The organism is Streptomyces sp. NPDC031379, assembly GCF_055569615.1.
Map to the genome: position 1 here is coordinate 174,671 of NZ_JBVIIT010000009.1, position 23,834 is coordinate 198,504.

Consider the following 23,834-nt stretch of genomic DNA (forward strand, 5'->3'; position numbering starts at 1 on the left):
TCCGGGCAGACGTCCTCACCGAGACGCCACCCGCCCGCCGGTACGCCGACGCCCGGCCCCGCACTCAGCTCACTCAGCTCACCGGCGGGGGCTCTTCGCCGAAGACCCAGGGCGCCAGTACGACGTGCCAGCCGTCCGGGTCCTCGAAGAGGACGGCGCCGTGTTCTGGCCAGTAGGGGTTCGCGGAGGGGACCGGGCTGTGCCCGTGCTCGGTGAGCCGCCGGGCGGCGACGGCAACGGCTTCGGGGCCGCGCAGGTAGAGGACCAGCTGGTTCTCCGGGTGCGGTTCGGGGACGCGGGGCGGGTCGCCGTGCTGCAGCAGTTCCATGTGCACCGGGGTGCCCGGCAGGCCGAGGACGACGCCGTCGTAACCCTGGTGGCCGCGCCATTGGGCGAGTACCGGCAGGCCGAGGACATCGCGGTAGAAGACGAGAACGTCGTCGTACTTCGCGGTCGGGCGGGCGAAGCGGACCGCTCCGACGTCGAGGTGACCGGGCCAGGAGTGCGTCATGGGGCGATGCTGTCACACGCCCGCCATCTTTGATGACAGGATGTTCCGCGGGGAGTCGGCGTGCCGAGATCACGGGGCAGGAGATGTTCTCGCCCTGCCGTGACAGGCCGGCCGCCCCAGGCCGCCGCCGGCCTCCTGCCGCCGCTGCTCGCCCAGGCAGGCCCGCTCGCCCAAGCCGGCCTGCTCGCCGAACTCGCCCGCCGGTACCACGACTTGCTGCGCCCGCTAGCGCGGCCAGAAGCCTCCGGCGAGGATGCCCGTCACTGTAGTGGCCAGCGTGATCAGCCCGTACGGCACGCGCTGGACAACGAGTCGGACACCACCGCATCGGATCTCCAGAAAAGGCCGGGGCGGTGTAGGCGTCTTGTGGGAGGAGACGGACATGGCGTGCTCCCTTTCGGGTGATCGGTCCGATGATGGGCCGGGTGATCGGCCGAGACCAGCAAACTGCCTCCATCAGGAGTTGCAACACACCGCAATGTGAGGGCGCGCCGTCGCACGGTGCCTCGTTGACGCCAAGGAGGGACGCGTGTCGCTGACGCCGTCACAGAAGCCGACCGGCCGGCCGCGAGGTCTGGCGAGACTCACCGGGCTCGAGCCGGCTGAGGAGAAACTGGCTCTCTACCTCCGCGATCTCTACGCCCGGTTGGGGATGAGTTCCAAGGAACTGGCTGCGGCTCTCACCGAGGAGGATCCCGGCGAGCCGGTCAGCGTTTTCCAGCTTTCGCGGTATCTGGGCGGCAAGGCCTTGCCGCGGCTCTCCTTGATCTCCCGCATGCACCGCATGCTGTCCCGGCGCACGGGGCGGCCCTACGACGACAGCGCCGTGCACGAGGGGCGAGAGCTGGCCTTCGCAGCGGCACAGGCCAAGGGTCCGCTGATGGCCAGGGAGGTCAGGCTCGAAGCGGCTCTCGAGGAACTGGGCAGCCAGCGGACCCGGACAGCTGACGAGCTTTCGCAGCTGCGCCAGGGACTGACCGAGGAAAGGCAGCATCTCGCTGATCTGGAGAGGGACCTCAGCGGTATGGCCGATCAGGCCCGCCATGAGCGACGCGAGCTGACGGAAGAACGCGAGGAGACGAATCGGCGCATCGCCGCCCTGGAAGACCTCGTCCGCCAGCACGAAGCCTTGCTCCGCCTCATGCAGGAGGAGACCTCTCATGTCGAGACGATGGTGAAGGCCACGGGCAAGGAGATCGAGCTGTGGCAGCGTCGCGAGCCCGTCCCGGCGGCGTCGGTGGTCGTCCCGGGTACGGCCGCCCAGACGGCAGAAGCGATCATCACTCTTCGCGACCAGGACAGAGAAGCGGCGGCGGACGACCTGATCGTCCAGTACGCCCGAACGGCCTCCCGGGACGACCTGGCGGATCTGTCCATGAAGTTCTACACCGGCCGCCCCCGGGAGAACGAGCGCTTGTTGAACGCCATCGCCTTGTACCGCCCGGCAGGGGAAGTCCTCAGCCTTGCCGGGGACAAGGTGGCACAGGGCGGTCCCAGACGCGTCTGGGAAGCGGACGGCCTGCTCCGCGCAGCCGGCGAACACGCTCCCTTGGTCGAACTGATCCTGCTGATCAAGCTCCTGCGCGAGACAGGTCAGGAGGACAGACTCCAGCGCGTCGCCTACGGGGCCAGGAACCGCACGGACGAACAGCGGGAGCGGTTGATCTCGACAGGCTTGTCCCTGCCACGACGGGACAGGACCGGAGGTCCGGGCAAGCGCCGCTTGTGGAACCGGTGATCCGAGGCTCCGGACGCACGTGCGCCACGGTTCGCCGCGCCTCCGACGGCCCGTCACGCGCGGCTCGGTGCCGGCTCCGCATCGGAGGGACGCGCTGCCGTGCGGCGGGGGAGCAGCAGCGGGGTCGCCAGCAGGAGTACGCCGGCCAGGCCGATGGCCGTACGCGGGCCGAGCAGGCCGCCCAGCACGCCCCAGACGGCCGTCAGGAGCGCGGTCGAGGCCTTGGTCGTCACCGCCCAGGCGGTCAGTGTGCGGGTGACCCGGTCGGTCGCGGTGCGCTCGAGGCGGTAGGTGGTGTACACGGGGTTGAAGACCCCGCAGCAGAAGATGAGCCCGAGTTCGACGCCCGTCACCAGGAGCAGCCCTCCGGTGCCCGGCCCCAGGAAGGCCAGGCCGATGGGCCAGAGCGCGCGCAGCGCCCCGGCCACGACCAGGACCTGGTGCTGCCCGTACCGGGTGACGAGCGGTCGGGCCAGCCGCGAGCCGACCAGCCCGCCGATCGAGGGCGCGGCGAAGGCGAGGCCGTACTGCCACGGTGCGAACCCGAGCCGGCCGAGCATCAGGACGGCCAGCAGCGGCTGCGCGGCCATCACCAGGCCGTTGAACAAGGCGGTGTTGAGGAACAGCGGACGCAGCGTCGCGTCGGCGAGGATGTACCGCCAGCCGTCGAGCAGGTCCCCGGCCCGCATGCGCGCGGCCTCCCGGGGCTCGGGCCGCGGCTCGTGCCCGCCCGTCGCGCGGATGCCCAGGGCCGAGAGCAGGTAGCTGACCGCGTCGGCCACCACCGTCGCCACCGGACCGAGGAGCCCGATGGCCGCGCCGCCCAGCGGCGGTCCGACGATCGTGGTCGTCCAGGCCGTGGACTCGAACCGGGCGTTGGCGACGAGCAGGTCCTCGGCCGGCAGCAGCGTCTTCAGGTACGCGCCGGACGCGGCGCGGAAGGTGATGTCGGCCGCCGCGACGACAACCGAGACCAGCAGGAGCTGCAGGAAGGTGAGCACGCCGAGCGCGAACGCGGTGGGGATCGTCAGCAGCGCCGCGAACCGCACCAGGTCCATCGCGATCAGCACCGGCCGCTTGCGGCGGAACTCCACCCACGGGCCGAGCGGCACCGCCACGGCCGCGCCCACCGCAGCCCCCACGGAGGACAGCGCGGCGACCTCGGCCGGTCCGGCGTGCAGCGCCTGGATGGCGATCAGCGGGAACGCGCCGAAGGCGAGCCAGGTGCCGAGCGTGCTCGTCCCGTACGCTGCCCAGAGCCACCCGAACCGCCGCCCCAGCCGGTGTCCGAGCAGATGTCCCCGTCGCTGCCCGTGCCGCATGCCCGACCCCCTCGCCGCTCGCCTGTACAACCCATCCGCGATCGGCAGCATCAAAGCGGGTGCCGTGACCAGGGATCAAACAACCACAGTCCCGTCGGCCACAACCAACGGTTGTAGCCGTAAGGTGTCGGCATGGATCTCGACGCCGTCCGGACCTTCGTCGCCGCCGCCGACGCGGGGCGGTTCCAGGAGGCCGCCGCCGAGCTGGCGGTCACCCAGCAGGCCGTCTCCAAACGCATCGCCGCCCTGGAACGCAACCTCGGCGTGCGGCTGTTCACCCGCACCCCCCGCGGCGCCGAACTCACCATCGACGGGCAGGCGTTCCTTCCCCACGCGCGCGAGCTGCTGCGCGTCGCCGACCGGGCGGTCGCGTCCGTGCGCACCGGCCGCCGTCCCCTGCGCGTCGACGTGATCGCCTCGCGTGGCGCGGCCTCGGGCCTGATGCGCGGCTTCCACCGCGCGCACCCGGAGATCGACCTCGACGTGGTGATGCTGTTCGAGATCGAGACGGCCGTCGCCGCCATCCGGTCCGGCACGATCGACGCGTCCTTCCGGGCCGTAGCCATGCCCGGGCGGCCCCTTCCCGAGGACATCGAGTCCGTCCGGGTGCTCGACGAGCCGCTCCAGCTGCTCACCGGCCCCGCCCACGCCCTGGCGGGTGCCCGGTCGGTGACCGTCGCCCAGCTCGCCGGGCACCGGATCTGGATGCCGGGCATCGTCCCCGGTACCGAGTGGGCCGCCTACTACGACGACCTCGTCGCCGAGTTCGGCCTCACCATCGAGGCGACCGGCCCCAACTTCGGCTCCGACGCACTCCTCGACACCGTCGCCGACACCCCGGCCCTGGCCACCTTCATGGGCGGGGACACCCGGCTCGTCTGGCCCGCCGGGCACGGCCTGCGCCGTATCCCGGTCACCGACCCGACACCCGTCTATCCGCACTCGCTGCTCTGGCACCGCGACAACCCCCACCCCGCGCTGGCCACCCTCCGTGCCCACCTCGCCGCCACGACGGCCGGCCACGACGCCGCCGGGACCTGGGTGCCGGGCTGGGTGACTCCGCGCTGAACACCGCCGCGTCCGCGGTCATCGTGTGCGCCGTCGAGTCGATGCGGGCGGCGGCGAAGTGGCCGGTCCGCGGAGGCGGCGCGCCGGCGCGGCCCCATCCACCCTGCGCTCTCGTGCCGGTGCCGATCACGGTCCGTGCGACCGTGATCCTGGTCAGTCGCTCAGTCGCTCAGTCGCTCACGAGGGCGAAGGGGCCGCCCTCGCCGAACGCGAGCCGCCCGAAGTTCTCGGCGATGCGGCGGTGTCCTGCCGGATCGGGGTGGACCGCGTCGGGCAGCGGGAATTCCGCATGGTCCCTCTCGCCGTACAGGTCACGGCCGTCGAGGTAGTGCAGGTTCGGGTCGTCGGGCGCCCGCTGTTCGACGATTTGGGCGAGTTCGTCACGGATGACATTGAGCGTCAGGCGCCCGGCGGCGCGTTCGGCCGGATCGCCCGTCGCCTTGAACCGCAGGGTGCCGCCGTCGAAGTCGGGCGCGAGAGGGCCGGGAGTGTCCTCCTGGACCGGGCACAGGAGGGGGGACACGACCAGCAGAGGCGTGGTCGGATGACCCTCGCGGATGGTGTCGAGGAAGCCGTGGACCGCCGGGGTGAAGGCGCGCAGGCGCATGACGTCGCCGTTGACGACATTGATGCCGGCCTTGACGCTGATCAGGTCCGCGGGAGCGTCCCGCATCGCACGGGCGGTGAACGGGTCCAGCAGCGCGCTGCCACCGAACCCCAGGTTGACCAGATCCACTCCGCCCCGGAGAGCTGCCAGGGCCGGCCAGATGGCGGTCGGATGTGTGGCGTTCGAGCCGTGGCTGATGGAACTGCCGTGGTGCAGCCACACCCTGCGCCCGCTCTCCGGTGCCCGCTCGACGGGGGCGTCGGTGCGCAAGGCGATCAACTCGGTGATCTCCGTGTGCGGAAGCCAGATCTCGACGTCCTTGTCGCCCGCCGGCAGACCGGTGAACCGGGCGGTGCCGGCCGGGCCCTCCGTCAGCTCGGAGGACTGGGTGACCATGTCGGTGATCGTCTGTACGTTGCCGCCGGCCACCGTCGCCTGGGCGGCGAGACGGCCATCGACCAGCAGGTCGTACACGCCGTCCGCCGGGGCCGGGAACCCTCGGTAGACCCGCTTGGTGGGCAGTGTGTCCAGCTCGATGGTGGTGGCCCGGGTGCGGAAGACCAGTCGCACGCCGGAGGGCTGGGCCTCGGCCACGGCCAGTCGGTCGTCCGGGATCTGCCGGCGCGCCCGAACGGGCAGCCGATGCGGCAGCAGACCGTGCGCGGTCGCTTCCACATCGAGGAAACCGCGCAGGATGTCCACGGTGACAGGAGTGGTGATCAGGTCGTGTCCGCTGTCCATTGCCTCAGCTCGTCGATCGGTACTTCCGGATGGTCCCTGTGCGCCGGCCGGTGCGCGGCGCATCGGACCGCCTTCGAGGGTGCGGACCGCTGCCGGTCAGGGTGTGGCCCGGTTCCGTAGCAGAGCGTCGAGGGAGTCCACGATCCAGGCCCAGGACTCCTGCGCGTCGGGGAGGCTGTGCTCGAAGCCTCCGGCCAGCTCCAGGCTGACGTAGCCGTGGAAGACGCTGCCCAGCATCCGGACCGCGTGTGTCTGGTCCGGCTCCGTCAGGTCGTAGCCGCGCAGGATCGCCCGCGTCATCTGTGCGTGCCGTACGCCGGCACTGGCGGCCGCCGTCTCGGGATCGAGCCGGAGCCGTGCGGCGGCGTAGCGGCCGGGATGCTCCCGGGCGTAGTCGCGGTAGGCGTCCGCGAAGGCGGCCAGGGCGTCCTTGCCGGCGCGCCCGGCCAGGGCGTCGGCGACCCGGTCGGCGAGTTCCTCCAGGGCGAACAGGGCGATCCTGGTCTTGAGTTCCTGGGAGTTCTTCAGGTGCGAGTACAGACTCGCGACCTTGACGTCGAACCGCCGGGCGAGTGCCGAGACGGTCACCTGGTCGAAGCCGACCTCGTCGGCCAGTTCCGCCCCCGCCACAGTCAGCCGCTCCGGGGTCAGGCCTGCTCTCACCATAACCTTCCTCCTATCCAGCGACAACCATCATGCATTTGCCTAAAGAGTTTAGGCAAATTAGCCTGCCGCTCATGAGAGCACTGACCGAGCGGGAGATCCGCGCCGCCTTCGTGAACTGCACCAAGGGTGAGGCCAAGCGTCTGTCCGTCCCCCACGACCTGGCCGAGCGGCCGTGGGACGACCTGGACTTCCTCGGCTGGCGGGACCCTCAGGCCCCCGACCGGGCCTACCTCGTCACCGAGCTGGGCGGCCGCCCGACGGCGCTCGCACTGCGCGGCTCCGGTGCCACCTCCTGGCAGACGCGGCGCAGTATGTGCTCGATGTGCTTGACCACCCACACCGGAGGCGTCTCCCTCATGGTCGCCGCGAAAGCCGGCAAGGCCGGGCAGCAGGGCAACTCCGTGGGCGCCTACATGTGCAGCGACCTCGCCTGTCCGCTGTACGTACGGGGCAAGAAGGACGCGGGCATCGGCGCACGCCTCCCCGAGTCGCTCACCTTGGAGGAGAAGATCCGGCGGACCGTCGCGAACCTCACGGCGTTCATCACCAGGGTCACCGAATGAGGCGATCGGCTCCGCCCGTCACACCTGACCGGTGACGGGGACACATCGACCCGGACGACGGGGACGAACACGTCACCCCCGCCGTCGCCAAGCCGTCTGTGCTGGTCGACGTCCGCTCAGGCGGTGGATCGTGCCACGGGAATCCACAGCGCCGCGTCCGCCTGTGCCCCGTCCTGCGACAGGCGCACCCGCAGGATCTCGGGTCCCGGCCTGCTCTCATACGGGTTCGACGGGAACCACTGCGTGAACACATCCCGCCAGAGGTGCTGAAGCGCCCGCGGGAACGGGCCGGAGTTCTCGAAGACGGCCCACGTCCCGGCCGGGACGGCAAGCGCGTCCATGTCGTCAGGCGCTTCAGCGCACGTCACCACGCCGTGGTAGTAGTCGAGTTCGGTCCCCTCCGCCCGGCTCGGATCGAGCTGGTCGCTCACCCCGACGATCCCCGCCGGCTCCTGGTCGGACAGCGCCGTGATACGTCCCAGTGCCTCGGGTCCGATGCCCCGGACGAACTCGGCGATCGCCGGATTGACCCCCTCATGGACGAGCGGGACACGGGCCTTCTTGCCGACGACCCGGAACTCCCCCTTGTCCACGATCCTGTATCGCATACTGCTGCTCCCTTCGACGATGAGTCGGAAGGACATCCGGGGCTGGGAGTGCAGAGCCGCACCGGTGCGCCGGGCCTCGCCCGGACCCACACCGTGGACGGCGCGAAACGCACGGGCAAAGGCTTCTCCCGAGCTGTAGCCGTAGCGCGTGGCTACGTCCAGCAGCGTCCGCTCACCGGCGAGCACCTCGGCGCCCGCCACGGTCAGCCGCCTGCGGCGGATGTACTCCGACAGCGGGACGCCTGCCAACGCAGAGAACAGCCGACGGAAGTGATACTCCGACGTCACTGCGATGCGGGCGAGTTCGGCCACGTCGATCGGCTGATCGAGATGCGACTCGATGTGCTCCATGGCCTGATTCAGCCGCTCCAGCATCCCGGTCTCCTTCCCTTTCGATCACTCACGTTAGGAAGGCACCACCCTGCCGGACCCGACATCCTGTGCCCGGCGCGGTCGGGTTGGGGGAGCGCACGACGCGCTCGCCGCACCCCGCCCTCGTGACACCACCGCTTTGCGCCGCCGAGTGCTGCGCCTGTCCGTACGGCTGTGGTGGCACCCGTACTGGAATTCCGCTGCCGAGCAGCAGCAGTGCTCGAGAAGCACCCTGTTCACGGCTCGGTCATCGGGGCTGAACCGGTAGTCGCCTTGCTCGTCGGCGGCCGCCCGGCGCCTCGCCCCGCTGCATCAGGGCGCTCGCTGCGCCGAGCATGAGGGAGAGCATGAAGCACCTGGGGCGGCAGCACCGGCATCGACGACGGGTCGATGCCCGAGATCCTCGCCTGGACCGGGGACCGCTTCGCCGGTGTCCCCGCCGCCACCACCTGCCCGACGCACCCTCCGGAGGACGCCCGATGACCGTGGAACACGTGACCTTCGACGCCGACGGCGTCACCCTCGCCGGGCTGCTCTTCCGGCCCCACGACGCCGCCGGTGACCTGCCCGCCGCCGTCGTCTCCGGCTCCTGGACCAGTTGGGGGAACAGATGGCGGGGGAGTACGCCGAACGCCTGGCGGCCCACGGCATCGTCGCGCTGGCCTTCGACTTCACCGGCTACGGCGAGTCCGGCGGCGTCCCCCGCGACCTGGAGTCCCCGTCCCGGAAGAACGAGGACCTCCGGCACGCGGTGACCTTCCTGACCGGCACGGCCGGCGTCGACCCCGGACGCATCGGTTCGCTCGGCATCTGCGCCGGCGGCGCCTTCGCCGCGGTCCACGCCGCGGGCGATCCCCGCGTGAGATCCCTCGCCATGGTCGCGGCGGGCCTGCAGGACGAGGAACTCGCCATAGCGGCCCTCGGCGGTGAGGGAGCCTTCCAGAGCCGCCTCGCAGCCGGGCAAAAGGCCCTCGCGCACTACGAGGAGACCGGCGAGGTCCGGTACGTGCCTGCCGTCAGCGACACCGACCCGACGGCCGCGATGTACGGCCCGCTCGCCTACTACCTCGACCCGGCACGGGGCGGTGTCCCGCAGTACGGCAACCGGTTCGCGGTGATGGCCTGGGCCGAGTGGCTCGCCTTCGAGCCCGCCACCGCCGCCGACCGCATCACCGTCCCCACTCTGTCCGTGCACAGCGAGACCGCGGCCATCCCTGAGAGCATCCGCCGCTTCGCCACCCGAATGCGCACCCCGATGCGGACGGTCTGGCTCGAGGGCCGCAGCCAGTTCGACTTCTACGACGACGGGCCGACCGTCAGGGAGTCCGTCGACCACGTGGCCAGGCACCTGCACGCCTCGCTCCGGTCCCGCACCGGCGCATAGTCCGCACGGCCCGGCACGGCCGCCGCGCGAACCGCGGACGCGAGCACCCCGCGCCGGAGCGGTTCCTCCACGGTGCGGCCGGTCCGCCCACCCCAGCCTGATCCATCACCCGATCCACCACTCTTGACAAACGGTCATGCTCCTGACAGCAGTGGCTCTGCACCACTCCCACGAACGGCACCACACCCCGAAGGGGGCGATCAGCGCATGACCAAGCCTGAGAGCGCGGGACACGACTACGACGTCGTCATCAGCGGAGCCAGCCTCGCCGGCAGCGCCGCGGCGACCTTGCTCGCTCGACGCGGTGCCCGCGTCGCACTGCTGGAACGCCGCTCGGACCCCGAGGCGTACAAGGTGCTGTGCACCCACTCCATCACGGCGAACGCCTACCCCGTGCTGGACGAACTCGGCCTCGTCCCCGCTCTCGAGAAGGCGGGAGCCGTCCGCAACGAGGCCCGCTGGTACACCCGTTGGGGATGGATCGAGCCCAGGGCCGCGCCGACGGGACCCGAGCTGCCGTACGCGTACAACATCCGGCGCAGCACCCTCGACCCGTTGATCAGGTCCCATGCGGCGAAGACCCCTGGTGTCGATCTGCTCCTCGGGCACCAGGTGACCGGGCTGGTCCGGGAAGCCGGGCGAACCGTGGGGGTGCGCGCGTCGACACCACAGGGCGAGCGCGAGATCCGGGCCCGCCTGGTGGTCGGCGCCGACGGCAAGGACTCGGCCGTGGCGAAGCTCGCCGGCGTGCCCGCCCGGCTGCACGAGAACGCGCGGTTCGGCTATCTCGCCCACTTCCGCAATCTTCCGCTGCACGGCGGGATCGGTCACGCCTGGTTCCTCGAGCCCGACATGGCGTACGCGTTCCCGAACGACGACGGGGTGACGGTCATCGCCGTGCTCCCGGAAAAGAAGCGGCTGCCGGCCTTCCGGGAAGACCTGGAGGGCAGCTTCCTCGAATACGTCCGCGCCCTTCCCGACGCACCGCCGATCGACTCCGCCGAGCGCATCACGAAGATCACCGGCGCGGTCAACTACCCGCTTCTCACCCGCGAGCCGACCGCACCGGGCGTCGCGCTGATCGGCGACGCCGCCCTGACCGGCGACCCCCTGTGGGGAGTGGGATGCGGGTGGGCCCTGCAGTCCGCGCAATGGCTGGCGGAGGCGGTCGCCCCGGCCGCGACCGGCCGGGGCGACCTCGACAGGTCGCTCGAGGTGTACGCACGCGGCCACCGGCGCCGGCTGCGCGGCCACCAGTATCTGGCCGCCGACTTCGCCAAGGGCCGTCCGTTCAACCCCTTGGAGCGGCTGATGTTCTCGGCGGCGGCGCGCGATGAGTCGGTGGCGCGGCACATGCATCTGTTCGCCTCCCGCCTGATCGGTCCGCTGCGATTCTTGAACCCCGGGGCGCTGGCCAAGGCTTCGGCCGTCAACATCAGGCATCGCCGGGCGGCTGGACCAACCGCGCACCTGCCCCGCACGGAGTCATGACCGGCTCCCCTCCCCCTCCACTCGCGTTCTTGACGATGCGGTCACAGGGACGGCCCGATGTGTCTAGCGTCGGTGCCGGACCACTGATCGGGGTGAGAGCTGAACGGGGAAGGGCCGATGCGGGAGTTGGCGGCGGGTGGACGGCCGGTGGGGAATGCGGGCGGGGCGCCGCGGCACGCGGTGGTGTCGTTGGGGATCGCGCTGACACGCGACACGGACGGTGATTCTCCACGGGCGGGACTGGACGTGCTGGAGGAGGCTCCCGTTCACGCCGGGAGGGTCGCGCAGATCCTGACGGGGTTCGGGTACGAGCCGTTCCCGCCCATCGTGTCGGTGGGCGGGGCCGGGCACGGGGGGCTGGTCGAGGCGGCGGTGGTGGCCGAGGACGTCGATGTGCTGATCGTGCACATCGTCGGGCACGGCGAGCTGGCCGAGGGCGGCAGCGAGAAGCTGTACGTCCTGGACAGCGACGGACAGCGCCTGAGCCGGCCGGTGGGCGCGTGGATCGAGCTGATCGAGGACCACCCGCAGTGGCATCGGCCGATGACACTCTTCGTGTTCGACGTCTGCTATGCGGGCGAGGCCGCGGTGACCGCCTGGCACGCGCGCATGGATGTCGACCGGCGCAGGGCATGGGTGCTGGCCGCGAGCGGGCCCGGACAGAAGGCGTTCGGCTACCGCCTGAGCCGGGCCCTCGTACAAGTCCTCGAGAAGTACCGTGACTTGGAGGTGCGCTTCGATCCGTCCGTGCGGTACATCCCGCCGCAGACGGTCTGGAGGGACATCGAACGTACGGTCAACGACCTGGCCGCCCGGTCCGGCGGCCTGCCACAGGCGATCCTGACCAGCCTCGTCCCCGGGCATGCCGACCTGTCCCACCTGCCGTTCTTCCCCAACCCCTCCTACGCCCCCGAGCGTGGCTCCTCAGCCGTGGCCTCGGGCCTGCCGCCGGAGATCACCCGGCTGACGGACTGGGCCGCGGACCCGCTGCACTTCATCCGGCGCGCCGGCGGTGCCGAGCCGGTGCACCGCGACTGGGCCGAGGGCTACTTCAGCGGCCGAGGCGCACAACTGGCCAGCCTCGCCGACTGGCTCGACGACGAGGAGGCGGCCCCGGGGCTGCGGGTGGTGACGGGCAAGCCCGGCGCAGGGAAGTCAGCGCTGCTCGGCGTCCTGGTCTGCGCCGCACACCCGGCCCTGCGCCGGCACACCAGACCCCTGTGGGCGGGCCTGGGCGACCGGGCTCCGGGTGAGAACGACCGGCTCGCGGTGGTCCACGCACGCCGCCTGGCCCTGGACGACGTCGTCAACTCCTTCGCCCGCCAGCTGCGGCACATCCACGGCCGGGACGGGAGCGGTGTCGCGAGCGAGGCGGGTGAGCAGGCCGCGGGTGGTCCGGCGGACCACCTGCTGGGCCTGCTCTCCGATGACGACAGGCCGGTCACCCTGGTCGTCGACGCCCTCGACGAGGCCCTGCGGCCCCAGGACGTCACCACCGCCCTGCTGCTCCCCCTCGCCCGCCAGGCAGACAGGCCGGGCAGTCGACTCCGGCTGCTGGTCGGCACCCGCGACGACGAGCGGTCTCACGGCCTGCTGGCACTGGCCCGGGACACCGGAGGGTGTACGGACCTGAGCGCCATCGAGCCCGAGGCCGTCCGCCGGGACGTGGCCGACTACGTCAAACAGCTCCTCGCGGCCGACGGACCCTACGCCGCAGGTGCCCTGCGGCCGGCCCGCGACGCCCTGGCCAGGGCGATCGCCGACACACTCACCGCGCCAGGCCACAGCGGCAGACCGGCCCAGGGCACCGACACCCTGCAGTGGGGCGAGTTCCTGACCGCCGGGCTCTACGCCCACTACCTCCTCACCAGCCCACTCCCCGGCACCCCCGAGGAGGCCGCCGCGCTGGGCCGGGCCGTACCCCGCAGCCTGCCCGCCCTCCTGGAACTCGACCTGCAACGCCACCGGGACCAGCCTCTGCTGCGGCCTGTGCTGACGGCCCTCGCCTTCGCCCAGGGCCGGGGCATGCCGGAAAGCGTCCTGGCGTACGCCACCACGGCCTTCACCACATCCGCCCACAGCATCACCCCGCTGCCCCTGCCGGACCTGTACGCGCTGCTGGACGGCGAAGCCCGCTTCTACCTGCGCCGCGACGTCGACGACGACGGTGCCACCCTCTACCGGCTCTTCCACGAAAGCCTCGCCGACTGGCTCTGCGCCCCGGGAACTTCGCCCTACACGCAAAATCCCCCCGAGACAGCACCCCCGCCCGATCCGGCAGGACAGCTGTACGAGCGGCTCCTGGCCTGCGTGCCCCAAGACACCGCGGGCCGCAAGCAATGGCAACTGGCCGACCCCTACCTGCTGCGACACACCGCGCAGCATGCCGTCAGCGCCGGGCGCCTGGACGAACTCCTCGACGACGGCGACTACCTCCAGCACGCCGACCCCCACACCCTCGCGGACGCCCTCCGCCACGCCCGCTCCGAGCAGGCCAGGCTCAACGCCGCGGTGTACCGGGCATCCTGGGGCATCCACCACGCCCTGCCGCCCACGGCACGCCGTCAGCTCCTGGCGGTGGACGCGGCACGCTTTCGCAACGCGCTGCTGCAGGCCGAGCTACCGGGCGATGCGGAATGGCAGGTGCGCTGGGCGACGGGCGGCCAGGTGTCCACGGCACTGACCCGCACCCTGACCGGCCACACCCACGCGGTGGAGGCGGTGGCGGTGGCGGGGCTGAGGGGCCGTCCTCACGCCGTCACCAGCAGCGCCGACGGGTCGGTGCGCGTGTGGGACCTGACCACCGGCACCCAGACCGGCGAGCTGACCGGCCACTTCGGCATCGTGATGGCAGTGGCGGCGGTGGAGCTGGAGGGCCGTCCTCATGCCGTCACGGGCGGTACCGACGGGTCGGTCAGGGTGTGGGACCTGACTACCGGCACCCAGACGCACCAGCTGATCGGCCACGCCGGCTGGGTGATGGTGGTGGCGGTGGCGGAGCTGGACGGCCGCCCCCACGCCGTCACCGCCGGCTTCGACAAGACGGTGCGGGTGTGGGACCTGACCACCGGCACCCAGACCGGCGAGCTGACCGGCCATACCGAGCGAGCTGTGGCGGTGGCGGTGACGGAGGTGGAGGGGCGCACCCAGGCCGTCACCGGCAGTGAGGACACGTGGGTGCGGGTGTGGGACCTGGCCACCGGCACCGAGACCCGCCGGCTGAACAGCGTCATCGGCTGGGTGCTGGCGGTGGCCGTGGTGGAGTTGGAAGGCCGCCCCCACGCCGTGACGGGCGGTAGCGGCGCGCCACTACGGCTGTGGGACCTGGCCTCCGGAAACCAGACCCGCCAGTTGACCAGGTACGCCAGTGGTGTGTCGGCCGCGGCGGTGGCGGAACTGGAAGGCCGCCCTCACGTCGTCACCGGCAGGTCGGACGGGACGGTGTGCGTGTGGGACCTGGCCACCGGCTCCCTGACCGGTGAGCTGACCGGTCACACCGGCGAGGTCCGGGCGGTGGCGATGACGAAGTGGGAAGGGCGTCCCCATGCCGTCACCGGCAGCGAGGACGGATCGGTGCGGGTGTGGGACCTGGCCACCGGCACCCGGACCGGTGAACTCACCGGCCACACCGCCACGGTGCGGGCGGTGGCGGTGGCGGAGCTGGAAGGGCGTCCTCATGCCGTCACCGCCAGTATCGGCGGGTCCGTGCTGGTGTGGGACTTGGCCACCGGCACCCGGACCTGTGAGCTGACCGACCCCGACTTGGCGCGAGCGCTGGCGGTGGTGGAGCTGGACGGCCGCTCGCATGCCCTCACCGGCGGTATCGAGGGGTTGGTGAGGGTGTGGGACCTGAGTACCGGCATCCAGACCAAGCAGCTGACCGGTCACACCGACTGGGTGATGGCGGTGGCTGCGGTGGAGCTGGAGGGCCGCCCTCACGCCGTCACCGGCGGCGACAGCGGGTCGCTGCGGGTGTGGGACCTGACCACCGGCATACAGACACAGCAGCTGACCGGGAGCGATCACTCCACCGGCGTGCAGGCGGTCGCGGTGGCGGAACTGGAGGGCCGCCCCCACGCCGTCGTCGGCAACCTGAGAGGGTCGCTGCTGGTGTGGGACCTGACCACGGGCAGGCAGACCCGACAGCTGACCGGCCATACCGACCGAGTTGTGGGCGTGGCGGTGGTGGAGCTGGAGGGGCGCCCCCACGCCGTCACGGGCAGCGAGGACAAGTCGGTGCGGGTGTGGGACCTGGCCGCCGGCATGCAGACTCGACTACTGACCGGCCATACCGGCCGTGTCGTGGGCGTGGCGGTGGTGGAGCTGGAGGGGCGCCCCCACGCCGTCACGGGCAGCGAGGACAAGTCGGTGCGGGTATGGGACCTGACCACCGGCACCACCCGGACCACGTTTCACTGCCCCGCGTCCGTGCAGGACATAGCCGTTACCCTGGACGCCGACGTCATCGTCGGATTCGGCCACGAGGTCGCCGTCTTCAGCCTCGCAGCCCCGAAAGGCAGGCGCAGTTGACGAGCCCCGCCACTCCGCCCCTCCGGATCGTCGCCGTCCACGGCGTCGGCAACAGCTTCGGCGCCGACCTCTCCAGCACCCGCACGGAAGAACTCCGAGCGCTGAAAGCCGCCGCATGGACACAGCAACTGGCAGACGGCCTCAGCGTCTCCCCGCACCGGATCGACCTCGACTTCGCCTACTACGCCGACAGGCTCCTCACCGCCCCGCCGGCCCAGGGCGCCCAGGAAGGAGACTTCCTGACCGACGGACTCGCGCAGCAGATGCTCGTCGCGTGGGCGCAGGAGTTAGGTGTTCCCGACGAGGTGTCGCAGGGGCACGCCACCGTGCCGCTGCGGGCGCTTTCGGCCTGGGTGGCGCGCAAGTTCGACCTGGCCGAGGGACCTCTGCGGGTGTTCCTGCACATGCTGTTCCCCGAGGTCGCCGCGTACCTGCGGACCGAGCACGCCCCCGAACGAACAGCGGTCCGCGAAGAGGTCGCCGCCCGGATAGACCGGCACCGACCGCGCATCGTCATCGCCCACTCGCTCGGCTCCGTCGTCGCCTACGAGGCCCTGCACGCCCACCCGGAACTCCAGCCCGACCTCTTCCTCACCCTGGGCTCGCCCCTGGCGCTGCCCCGCGCGGTCTTCGAACGCCTCATCCCCGCGCCACGGCCCACCGGCTCCGCACCACAACCGCGATCCCAAGGAGCGCGCTTGCCCGGCAGGACGCGCTGGATCAACATCGCCGACCCCGGCGACCCCGTCGCCGTCCCACCCCGACTCGGCCGGCACTTCGACGGAATCGCCCTGGACCACACCACGGTCATCAGCCCCCTTTTCCGCTTCCACCACGCCACGAACTACCTGCAGTCCGCGACCACAGCCGCCACCATCGCCCCCTACCTCGGCACCTGAGGCGGGGTAGCCGACCAAGGGCAGCACCGATAGCGTCACCCTGTGGATCAGGAGGAACGGCTGCTTCACGCCTCGTCGTTCGGCGCGGCGGCGGTCGCATACGCCGAGCACCGCCCGGACTACACGCAGGCCGCGGTGGGCTGGGCGCTTGAACCCGCGCCCGGCCCGCGCGTGCTCGACCTCGGCGCCGGGACCGGCAAGCTGACCGCCACGCTGGTCGCACTGGGCGCCGAAGTCATCGCAGTCGAACCCGACCCGGGGATGCTGACCGAACTGCGCCGCTCACTGCCCGATGTCCGTGCCCTGCCGGGTAGTGCCGAGGCGATACCGCTGCCGGACGCTTCGGTCGATGCAGTGCTGGCCGGCAACGCCATGCATTGGTTCGACATGGCCGTCGCGGGACCCGAGATCGCCAGGGTCCTCGCGCCCAGCGGCATCCTGGCCGGCCTGTGGAACCTCATGGACGACCATGTCGAGTGGGTTGCCGGGCTCGTGCGGGTCAGCGGAAGCGCGGCCATCGGCCCCCGTGACACGCCCGGCAGTTGGCGCGCCGAGACGGCCGACATGCACCTTCCCAAGACCGGCGAGGCCGCCCGGTTCGGCTCGCCGGAGCAGGCAGAGTTCCCGCACGGGCAGCGCCGCACCGCCGACTCTCTCGTCGCGACCATCGCGACGCGCGCGGGGGTGCTCGTCATGCCGGAACAGGAACAAGAAGCCACGTTGAACCGGATCCGCGCATTTCTCGCCGGCAGACCGGAGACCGCCCACGGCGAGTTCACTCTCCCGATGCTGACCGGGGTGCTGCGCGTGCGGCGGCTGTGAAGCTTCACGTCACAGACCGCGCTGACCCGGCGACTTCCCGTTGACAGAGCACGGGGGAGTGAGAACGATCTTGCCCTGGACGTGGTTGGTCTCGCTGAGTTCGTGCGTTTGCCGAACGGAAGGCCTCGCGCTGTTTGCCGCGACCAACCGCGACCCCGGAGCACCGGGGGCGTGCCGGGCGTGCTGTCGGTCAGCCCGCCCGGCAGGTGCCCGGGGGCTACTTCTGGGCGGAGCAAGGGTCGCAGCAGGAGGGTGCCGGTTCGACGCAGACGCTGACGGTGTCGGTGTTGTTGGTGGTGTCGGGGTCCTTTTCGTCGCCGGCGGCGGTGGCGGTGTTGGTGATCAGGCCGGCCTTGGTGGCCTTGGCCCGCAGCACGAGGGTGGTGGTGGCGCCGTCGGCCAGGTCTCCCACGGCCCACTGCCCGGTGGCCGGGTCGTGGCTTCCGGGGCCGTCGGCGGACAGGAAGGTGAGGCCGTCGGGGAGCTGGTCGGTGACGGTGACGCCGGTGGCGTCGTTCGGGCCGGCGTTGTGGACGGTGATGCGGTAGGTCACCGTCTGGCCGACGGTGACGGTGGTGGCGTCGGCTGCCTTCGCCACGGTCAGGTCGGCAGCCGGTTTGACCTGGGTGACCTGCTCGTTGGAGGTGGACGTCAAGGGCTCCGGGGTGCCGCCGAGCCGGTTCTCGTAGGAGGCGGTCGTGGTGTTGCTGATCTGCTTGCCGCCGCTGGCCCGGTCGATGGTGACCCGGTACTCCACCGTGGTCCCCGCGGGCACGGTCTCGGTGCTGGGCAGGCTGCCTCCCTCCACGGCGGTAGCGCCGTTGCCGAGATGGAAGACGACCCTGTTCGCCCCGGAGTCGTAGTACGCCTGGTCGTCACCTTGCGCGTCGCTCTTCGCTCCGGCATTCGGGCCGTCGACGATTCGCAGGGAACCGGGCAGATACGTCGTGCCCTGCGGGATGACGTCGGTCAGGATGAGGTTCTCGGCCCCGCCGCCGCCCTCGTTCTTGGCGGTGATGCGGTAGGTGACCACGTCGCCCACCTCCAGCGGCCCTGCGGGAACAGCGGTCTTGGCGAGCACCACGTAGGCAGCGGTGCCGAAGAAGATGCCGTCCAGGAAGTTGCCGACGCCGCGGTTGCCGCCGGCGGCGGAGATGGAACGGAAGGCGAAGCGTGTCAGCGTCTGGCCTGCCGGGACGGTGTAGGTGCCGGTGTAGTAACCCCACGCGGTGTTGCCGTCGGTGAAGCGCCTCTGCTCCACCGCGGAGCCCGGCGCGCCGATGTCCAGCGCCATGGTGTCATCCCCCAGGCGGCCACGGTGATACAGCCGCCAGTACAGCTTCGTACCGGGGGTGGTCGGCAGGTCCTGGTAGAGCGTGGAGACCTCATTGGCGTTGAGTTCGGCGAACTGGGCGCCATCGGCTGCCGGCACCCCCTGGAAGCCCGAATGCCACAGTTCGATCCTGTGGTCGGACGCGGTGGTGAGCCAGCCCGGGACCCGCTTGGACGCCTGCGTCTGCGAAGCGTCCGGCAGGATCTCCACATTGGTCACGGGGGGCGCTTCGAAGCTGCCGTTGGCCAGGGCGACTCGGAGCGGAGCAGCAGGAGGTGTGGCCATGGTTCTTCCCCTCGGATCGACGCTGAGAAATGCTCGGCCGACCGGTCGCGCCTCTGCGCGGCGTGGCGATGCCGAACGCCCGGTAGCACAGCGCAATCGAGTGAACGCGTAAAGTGACAGGCGGTGGGTCCGGCCAACCCCGCGCGGCGGGTTTGTGCGACCCGCGGGGGGACATTCCGCGCCCCCCGGCACCTGGGACACCGGCGCCGCGCCACTCCCGCCACACACGCCCCTCAGCACACTCCAGCCAGACCTGTCATGGCCGGATGCCCCCACTGCGACTCGAGCGCTCACCCTTGCGCAGGGTGAATCAGCTCCTGGCGAGGTTGACGCTCACGGAACGGTGACTGCGCGATGCTGCTTCGGCATCTGTCGGCGGTGAGCGTGAGCTGTCGGTGGTATGTCGGTGGTATGTCGGTGGAGGTTGCGACCTTGGGCGGGTGGGTGCTCCCCATGAGCACGCTGCCGCAGAGCGCAAGGAGCCTGTCATCGTGTCTTCCGCATCCCAGAGCCGACCGTGGGACGTTCACCGGCTGCCGTCTGCCGAGGGCGGGATCTTCCTGGTCACCGGGGGTAACGCCGGGATCGGCTACTTTGCCGCGGAGCAGCTCGCCGCCACCGACGCCGTCGTCATACTCGGCAGCCGGGACCGAGCGAAGGCCGACGCCGCCATGGCCTCGATCCGCTCGCGCGTCCCCGGCGCGCGTGTGCGGCACCTTCAACTGGACCTCGCCGACCTGTCGTCCCTGAAGACCGCCGTAGACAGGCTGGACCTCGATCATCTCGACGCGGTGGTCCACAACGCGGGTGTCGCGCTCGACGACCCGCCGCGCCGAGAGACCGAGGACGGCCACGAGCTGATGTTCGGCACCAATCACCTCGGCCACTTCGCGCTGACCCAGTGGCTGGCCCCCTGCTGTCCGCGGCGCCGGCGGGCCGCATCGTGACGGTGGGAAGCTTCGCGGCGCGGTCCGAGCGACTGGACCTCGGCGATCTGCAGTCGACCCAGGACTACCGGCCCAAGCGGACCTACGGCCGATCGAAGCTGGCGCAGATGTGCTTCGGCTTCGAACTCGATCGCCGCCTGCGTGCCGTCGGCAGCACGGTGCTCAGTGTGGTGGCCCACCCCGGCGGCGCGCTGGACTCCCTCACCCCGTCCCGCCCGCCGGTAGGCGTGACAACCCCCGGCGAGCGGCTGCGCGCCTTGCCCTCCGCGCTCTTGGTGCAGGGCAAGGACGCCGGAGCATGGCCCGTCGTCCGTGCCGTCCTCGACTCGGAGGTGCAGGGAGGGCAACTGTGGGGGCCGAGGGTCTTCGGCCTGCGTGGCAGACCGCGGCGTGAGCCCATCCCCTCTCACATGGCCGACCTGGCCGTCGCCGCTCACCTGTGGGCCGTCAGCGGTGAGCTGGCCGGCACCGATCCGCACCTCGGCTTTCCAACCGCCACTACCCGTCGGTGAGTTGCCTGCGCGTCACGCCCGGTGTCCTACCGGCTTGTGTCCCCGTACGGGGACACAACCCGAAGATCTCGCTCGTAGAGCCCCGCGATTCCGAGGACGCCGACCGACGCGTCACCTTGTCGTCCCGCTACCCGAGAATCGACGACGATTCGCAGCCGAGGCCGGCGCGGCCGGCGACGGTGAAGGTGATGCTTCCGGTGTTCTCCCAGATGTTGTTGATGTTGGTGAACAGCCACTTCGTCGTGAGGCTGTGGTCGGCCGATGACAGGGTGGCCGTCCGTCCCTCTGTCCCTGGCCTGATCCGGAACCTGACCAGGGTGTCCCCCAGCTTCTGCGGCGGCGTCTCCTGGGCGCTCAGTGTCGTCCCGGCGAGACTGCCCGGCCCTGCCACCGACTCCACTTGGGCCACCGCCATGATCGATGCCAGATTGACCCGGTGGACGTGGTACTGCGCCCCCACGGGGTTGCGTGTGGTCTCCGGACGCCACCTGAACGTGAACGTCGACCCCGGGGCGATCCGCCCGCCGAACGGGTTCGGCGTAGCCGATTCGTGGATCACTCCCTCACCCAACCGGGCACCGAGCACGTTCCGCCAGTAGAACCCCGGGTTGAGCCGCGCGCTCCCCGGCTGGATGCACTCCGGCTCACTCGCCGCCGTGGCCCGCGCCGCTGCGGCAGGCTGTCCCTGCGCCGCGGCAGCGCTTCCCGGCAACGACGCCCCCAGCAGCATCGCCGCGACAAGCGCCCCCAGCCCCCACGCCCCCCGCCGCATACGCGGCACCGGCATGGCAGCGCCCCTGCTGCGGTCCGCCGCGCTGTTTCCTGTTTCGTACACGCTCCAGCCCTTCTCTGCCGCCGACAACGTTCCGAGCAAGCCGCTCCGCGACAAGTCGTCAGAAGCGGGTCACTACTGAGCATGCGTGTCGGACGATCATGTCCGGGCGGGACATGCATATACCTTCGGCATGATCACTCGAATTCCACGGGCTGGGGCCTCAGTCCACCCTTCCTGAGACGGTCCCGGTGCACCCTGCGCTTGGGCCGGCAGCGTTGCCCGGCTGCTCGGCTGCTCGGCTGCTCGGCTGCTCGGCTGCCCGGTGCCGGGGCGTCTGTGTCAGAAGCCCCACGGGCTGAGTTCGACGATGGCTGCGAACAGGTGCCCCCAGACGTCCGCCGCGGGGGTTTCCTCGTTCACCGAGAGCGGTTCGAGGGCGGCAACCTCGCTCAGGAAGTCCCGCTTGCCGTGCTCGCCCGGGTACGAGTTCCAGCAGGCGCCCATGAACCGGTACACGGTCTCCAGCAGCCGCACGAAGGTCTCGGTGTCCCGGGCGAAGGGAAACGGCCCCTGGCCGTTGCGAACCATCGACACCGCGCCCGTCTCGGGGTGGACGAGCACCCGGCCGGTGTCGGCGTACGCCAGCTCGAAGGTGCCCAGGTGCAGCAGGCCGTTCTCGTCGGGCTCCAGCCCGTGCGCCTTCCCGTCGTTCCAGGCCAGGGTGAACGTGGCGACTCCTGCGGCGAACCACGTCGGCAGCCCCGCTGTGACGGCCAGCGCCCGTGTGGGCGCGTGCGTCAGGGCGGCGGGCAGTTGATCCTGCGTCAGCAGCACCATCCCGTCCGCGTCGAACGCCTCCTCCAGGCGGGCGGCGTCCAGGGGGGCTTCGGCTGCCGTCGGCCCTGTGAACCACGGCCCGCCCGCGCCCCAGGAGACGGCTTCGGAGCCCGTCGGCCCGTCGGCCGCCGCGCCGTTGGGCTCCAGGACCACGACGCCGCGCGGCTCGAAGAACATGACGCGGTCGCCGCCGAGGGGTGCGGGCTCCTCCCAGGTGTCGGGCTGGTGGAGGCCGTGGTCGTCGTCCGGGTCGAAGAGGACCGGCCCCTCGACGGGGGCGTCGTAGGCCCGCTCGGTGAACTCGCCGTCGACGGGGGCGGGGACCCGTACACCGGTGGCCGGATCGAGCCAGCGCTCCTGGGTCCACTGCGACCACAGCTTCAGCAGGAGACGGCCGTCCGGCGCCTCGTGGACCTCGACGTCGGCGTCCCCGCTCAGGTTCGGCTTGGCCCGGTAGGCGCCGACCGGCCGCCACCAGGCCCAGACGGTTCGCCACGGCATTCCCGGCTCGGCTTCGGCGACCAGGTCGGCGTAGGCGTCGTGGCCCAGGACCTTCGCGCCGAAGTGCAGCCACGAGGCGAACTCCGCCCGCGGCACCTCGGCTCCGTCGAGGATCGTGACGGCCTGGGCGTAGGCCTCGCGGCCCGCTCCACCGCCCGCGGCGGGCAGGTCCCGGAGGGCCTCGGGGCCGGCGGCGAGCAGGGCCGCGGGGGAGGCGAACAGGGTGTCAAGATCGTCGCGAGTCATGCGGACATGCTGCCAGCCGCCGCTGACAGCCCCGCCCGCAGGGACGGGCCGGGCCGATCGGGAGCGGAAGAGCGACGCGGCGCTCTGGCGTCCAAGACCCCGCGTCCTGATCCGAACGCGGCCGTCCACCCCCGCCCGGGAACCGATCAGGGTTCGGCGTCCGCGCCCGCCACTGCACCGTCTGCAACGGCTCCCGGACCAACCTCACGGCTGGAAGGACGCCGCCGCCCCCGCGCAGTCGGCATCGCCTGGGAGAGTGCCGCTGCGCTCGCGTCCGCCCGGGTCGCGGGATCGGTACCGGGCCCGTCACCGAGCGCGGTATTTGCCCGTGCTGTGGCGACCGGCGGGCTGTTCGCCGCGGTCGGCACCGGGGGTGGCAGGATGAACCCCATGAGTAACGTCTACTTCGACATCAGCATCAACGGCGCCCCCGCCGGCCGCATCGTCTTCAACCTCTTCGACGAGGTCGTCCCGAAGACCGCGCGCAACTTCCGTGAGCTGGCCACCGGCCAGAACGGCTACGGCTACGCCGGTTCGGGCTTCCACCGCGTCATCCCCCAGTTCATGCTGCAGGGCGGTGACTTCACCAACCACGACGGCACCGGTGGCAAGAGCATCTACGGTGAAACCTTCGCGGACGAGAACTTCGAGCTGAAGCACGACCGCAAGTACCTGCTGTCGATGGCGAACGCCGGCCGCAACACCAACGGCTCGCAGTTCTTCATCACCACCGTCCTCACCCCCTGGCTCGACGGCAAGCACGTCGTCTTCGGCGAGGTCGTCGAGGGCCAGGAACTCGTGGACCAGATCGAGGCCCTGGGCTCGCAGTCCGGCGCCCTCAAGGGCAAGGTGGAGATCGCGGCCTCCGGCGTCGTCGGCGGCAACTGATTCCGGTCTCTCGCCCTGGTCCGATCTGCCGAGCAGGAGCATGCGAAGCTCGCGGGCCTCACCGGTGACGGGCATGAGGCGGCAGTGGCACTGCCCGCGCGAGGTGTCCCGGACCGCGCGGACAGCCATCACCCCACGTGGTTCCGCCCTGGGGCGTGTACCGACGTGGTGGTGACGCGATCAGGGCG

At 71.2% G+C, this 23,834-nt stretch carries 17 protein-coding genes and 1 pseudogene; 10 read left to right on the forward strand and 8 right to left on the reverse strand.

What is annotated here, in order from left to right:
* Positions 1 to 73 precede the first annotated feature (73 nt).
* The gene (locus ACZ5CW_RS15650; RefSeq protein WP_468601424.1) at positions 74 to 511 is read right to left on the reverse strand and encodes a VOC family protein; all 438 of its coding nucleotides are present in this window, start codon (positions 509 to 511) and stop codon (positions 74 to 76) included.
* 529 nt (positions 512 to 1,040) lie between these two features.
* Between ACZ5CW_RS15650 and ACZ5CW_RS15655 the strand changes: the two genes are divergently transcribed.
* Complete coding sequence (locus ACZ5CW_RS15655) at positions 1,041 to 2,249, forward strand: hypothetical protein (RefSeq protein ID WP_468601426.1); 1,209 nt, start codon at positions 1,041 to 1,043, stop codon at positions 2,247 to 2,249.
* A gap of 53 nt (positions 2,250 to 2,302) precedes the next feature.
* On the opposite strand, the gene ACZ5CW_RS15660 is transcribed toward ACZ5CW_RS15655, so the two are convergent.
* The gene (locus ACZ5CW_RS15660) at positions 2,303 to 3,571 is read right to left on the reverse strand and encodes an MFS transporter (RefSeq protein ID WP_468601428.1); all 1,269 of its coding nucleotides are present in this window, start codon (positions 3,569 to 3,571) and stop codon (positions 2,303 to 2,305) included.
* A 132-nt stretch (positions 3,572 to 3,703) separates the two neighbouring features.
* Between ACZ5CW_RS15660 and ACZ5CW_RS15665 the strand changes: the two genes are divergently transcribed.
* Positions 3,704 to 4,639, forward strand: coding sequence for a LysR family transcriptional regulator (locus tag ACZ5CW_RS15665; protein WP_468601430.1), 936 nt, complete (start codon positions 3,704 to 3,706; stop codon positions 4,637 to 4,639).
* 169 nt (positions 4,640 to 4,808) lie between these two features.
* Here the strand turns inward: ACZ5CW_RS15665 and ACZ5CW_RS15670 are convergent, their stop codons facing one another.
* Positions 4,809 to 5,987, reverse strand: coding sequence for a GDSL-type esterase/lipase family protein (locus ACZ5CW_RS15670; RefSeq protein WP_468601432.1), 1,179 nt, complete (start codon positions 5,985 to 5,987; stop codon positions 4,809 to 4,811).
* Between the two features lie 96 nt (positions 5,988 to 6,083).
* Entirely contained in the window at positions 6,084 to 6,653 is a 570-nt protein-coding gene (locus ACZ5CW_RS15675; protein WP_468601434.1) for a TetR/AcrR family transcriptional regulator, read from the reverse strand.
* Between the two features lie 71 nt (positions 6,654 to 6,724).
* Between ACZ5CW_RS15675 and ACZ5CW_RS15680 the strand changes: the two genes are divergently transcribed.
* Entirely contained in the window at positions 6,725 to 7,216 is a 492-nt protein-coding gene (locus tag ACZ5CW_RS15680) for an FBP domain-containing protein (protein ID WP_468601436.1), read from the forward strand.
* A gap of 116 nt (positions 7,217 to 7,332) precedes the next feature.
* On the opposite strand, the gene ACZ5CW_RS15685 is transcribed toward ACZ5CW_RS15680, so the two are convergent.
* Complete coding sequence (locus tag ACZ5CW_RS15685) at positions 7,333 to 8,199, reverse strand: AraC family transcriptional regulator (RefSeq protein WP_468601438.1); 867 nt, start codon at positions 8,197 to 8,199, stop codon at positions 7,333 to 7,335.
* Positions 8,200 to 8,806: 607 nt separating this feature from the next.
* Here ACZ5CW_RS15685 and ACZ5CW_RS15690 point away from each other — a divergent pair.
* The 5 genes from ACZ5CW_RS15690 to ACZ5CW_RS15710 all read left to right on the forward strand — a co-directional run bounded on the left by ACZ5CW_RS15690 (position 8,807) and on the right by ACZ5CW_RS15710 (position 17,322).
* Positions 8,807 to 9,580 (forward strand): alpha/beta hydrolase, encoded by a 774-nt coding sequence (locus ACZ5CW_RS15690; protein ID WP_468601440.1) that lies wholly within the window; start codon positions 8,807 to 8,809, stop codon positions 9,578 to 9,580.
* A 207-nt stretch (positions 9,581 to 9,787) separates the two neighbouring features.
* Complete coding sequence (locus tag ACZ5CW_RS15695; RefSeq protein WP_468601442.1) at positions 9,788 to 11,071, forward strand: NAD(P)/FAD-dependent oxidoreductase; 1,284 nt, start codon at positions 9,788 to 9,790, stop codon at positions 11,069 to 11,071.
* A 117-nt stretch (positions 11,072 to 11,188) separates the two neighbouring features.
* Positions 11,189 to 15,601 (forward strand): hypothetical protein, encoded by a 4,413-nt coding sequence (locus tag ACZ5CW_RS15700; RefSeq protein WP_468601444.1) that lies wholly within the window; start codon positions 11,189 to 11,191, stop codon positions 15,599 to 15,601.
* A complete protein-coding gene (locus tag ACZ5CW_RS15705; RefSeq protein WP_468601446.1) occupies positions 15,598 to 16,500 on the forward strand; it encodes a serine peptidase in 903 nt (300 codons plus the stop codon). Before ACZ5CW_RS15700 ends, ACZ5CW_RS15705 begins: the two co-directional genes overlap by 4 nt.
* Positions 16,501 to 16,542: 42 nt before the next feature.
* The gene (locus tag ACZ5CW_RS15710) at positions 16,543 to 17,322 is read left to right on the forward strand and encodes a class I SAM-dependent methyltransferase (RefSeq protein WP_468601448.1); all 780 of its coding nucleotides are present in this window, start codon (positions 16,543 to 16,545) and stop codon (positions 17,320 to 17,322) included.
* A gap of 217 nt (positions 17,323 to 17,539) precedes the next feature.
* On the opposite strand, the gene ACZ5CW_RS15715 is transcribed toward ACZ5CW_RS15710, so the two are convergent.
* Entirely contained in the window at positions 17,540 to 18,940 is a 1,401-nt protein-coding gene (locus tag ACZ5CW_RS15715; protein ID WP_468601450.1) for a DUF7507 domain-containing protein, read from the reverse strand.
* Between the two features lie 491 nt (positions 18,941 to 19,431).
* Between ACZ5CW_RS15715 and ACZ5CW_RS15720 the strand changes: the two are divergent.
* Positions 19,432 to 20,399 (forward strand): annotated as a pseudogene (locus ACZ5CW_RS15720) (SDR family NAD(P)-dependent oxidoreductase).
* A gap of 127 nt (positions 20,400 to 20,526) precedes the next feature.
* On the opposite strand, the gene ACZ5CW_RS15725 reads toward ACZ5CW_RS15720, so the two are convergent.
* Together ACZ5CW_RS15725 and ACZ5CW_RS15730 are read right to left on the reverse strand one after the other, a co-directional pair.
* Positions 20,527 to 21,234, reverse strand: coding sequence for a hypothetical protein (locus ACZ5CW_RS15725; protein WP_468601452.1), 708 nt, complete (start codon positions 21,232 to 21,234; stop codon positions 20,527 to 20,529).
* Positions 21,235 to 21,513: 279 nt separating this feature from the next.
* Positions 21,514 to 22,758, reverse strand: a complete 1,245-nt coding sequence (locus tag ACZ5CW_RS15730; RefSeq protein WP_468601454.1) for an SUKH-4 family immunity protein — start codon at positions 22,756 to 22,758, stop codon at positions 21,514 to 21,516.
* Positions 22,759 to 23,148: 390 nt separating this feature from the next.
* Between ACZ5CW_RS15730 and ACZ5CW_RS15735 the strand changes: the two genes are divergently transcribed.
* Positions 23,149 to 23,646 (forward strand): peptidylprolyl isomerase, encoded by a 498-nt coding sequence (locus ACZ5CW_RS15735; protein ID WP_468601456.1) that lies wholly within the window; start codon positions 23,149 to 23,151, stop codon positions 23,644 to 23,646.
* The last annotated feature ends 188 nt before the right edge of the window (positions 23,647 to 23,834 follow it).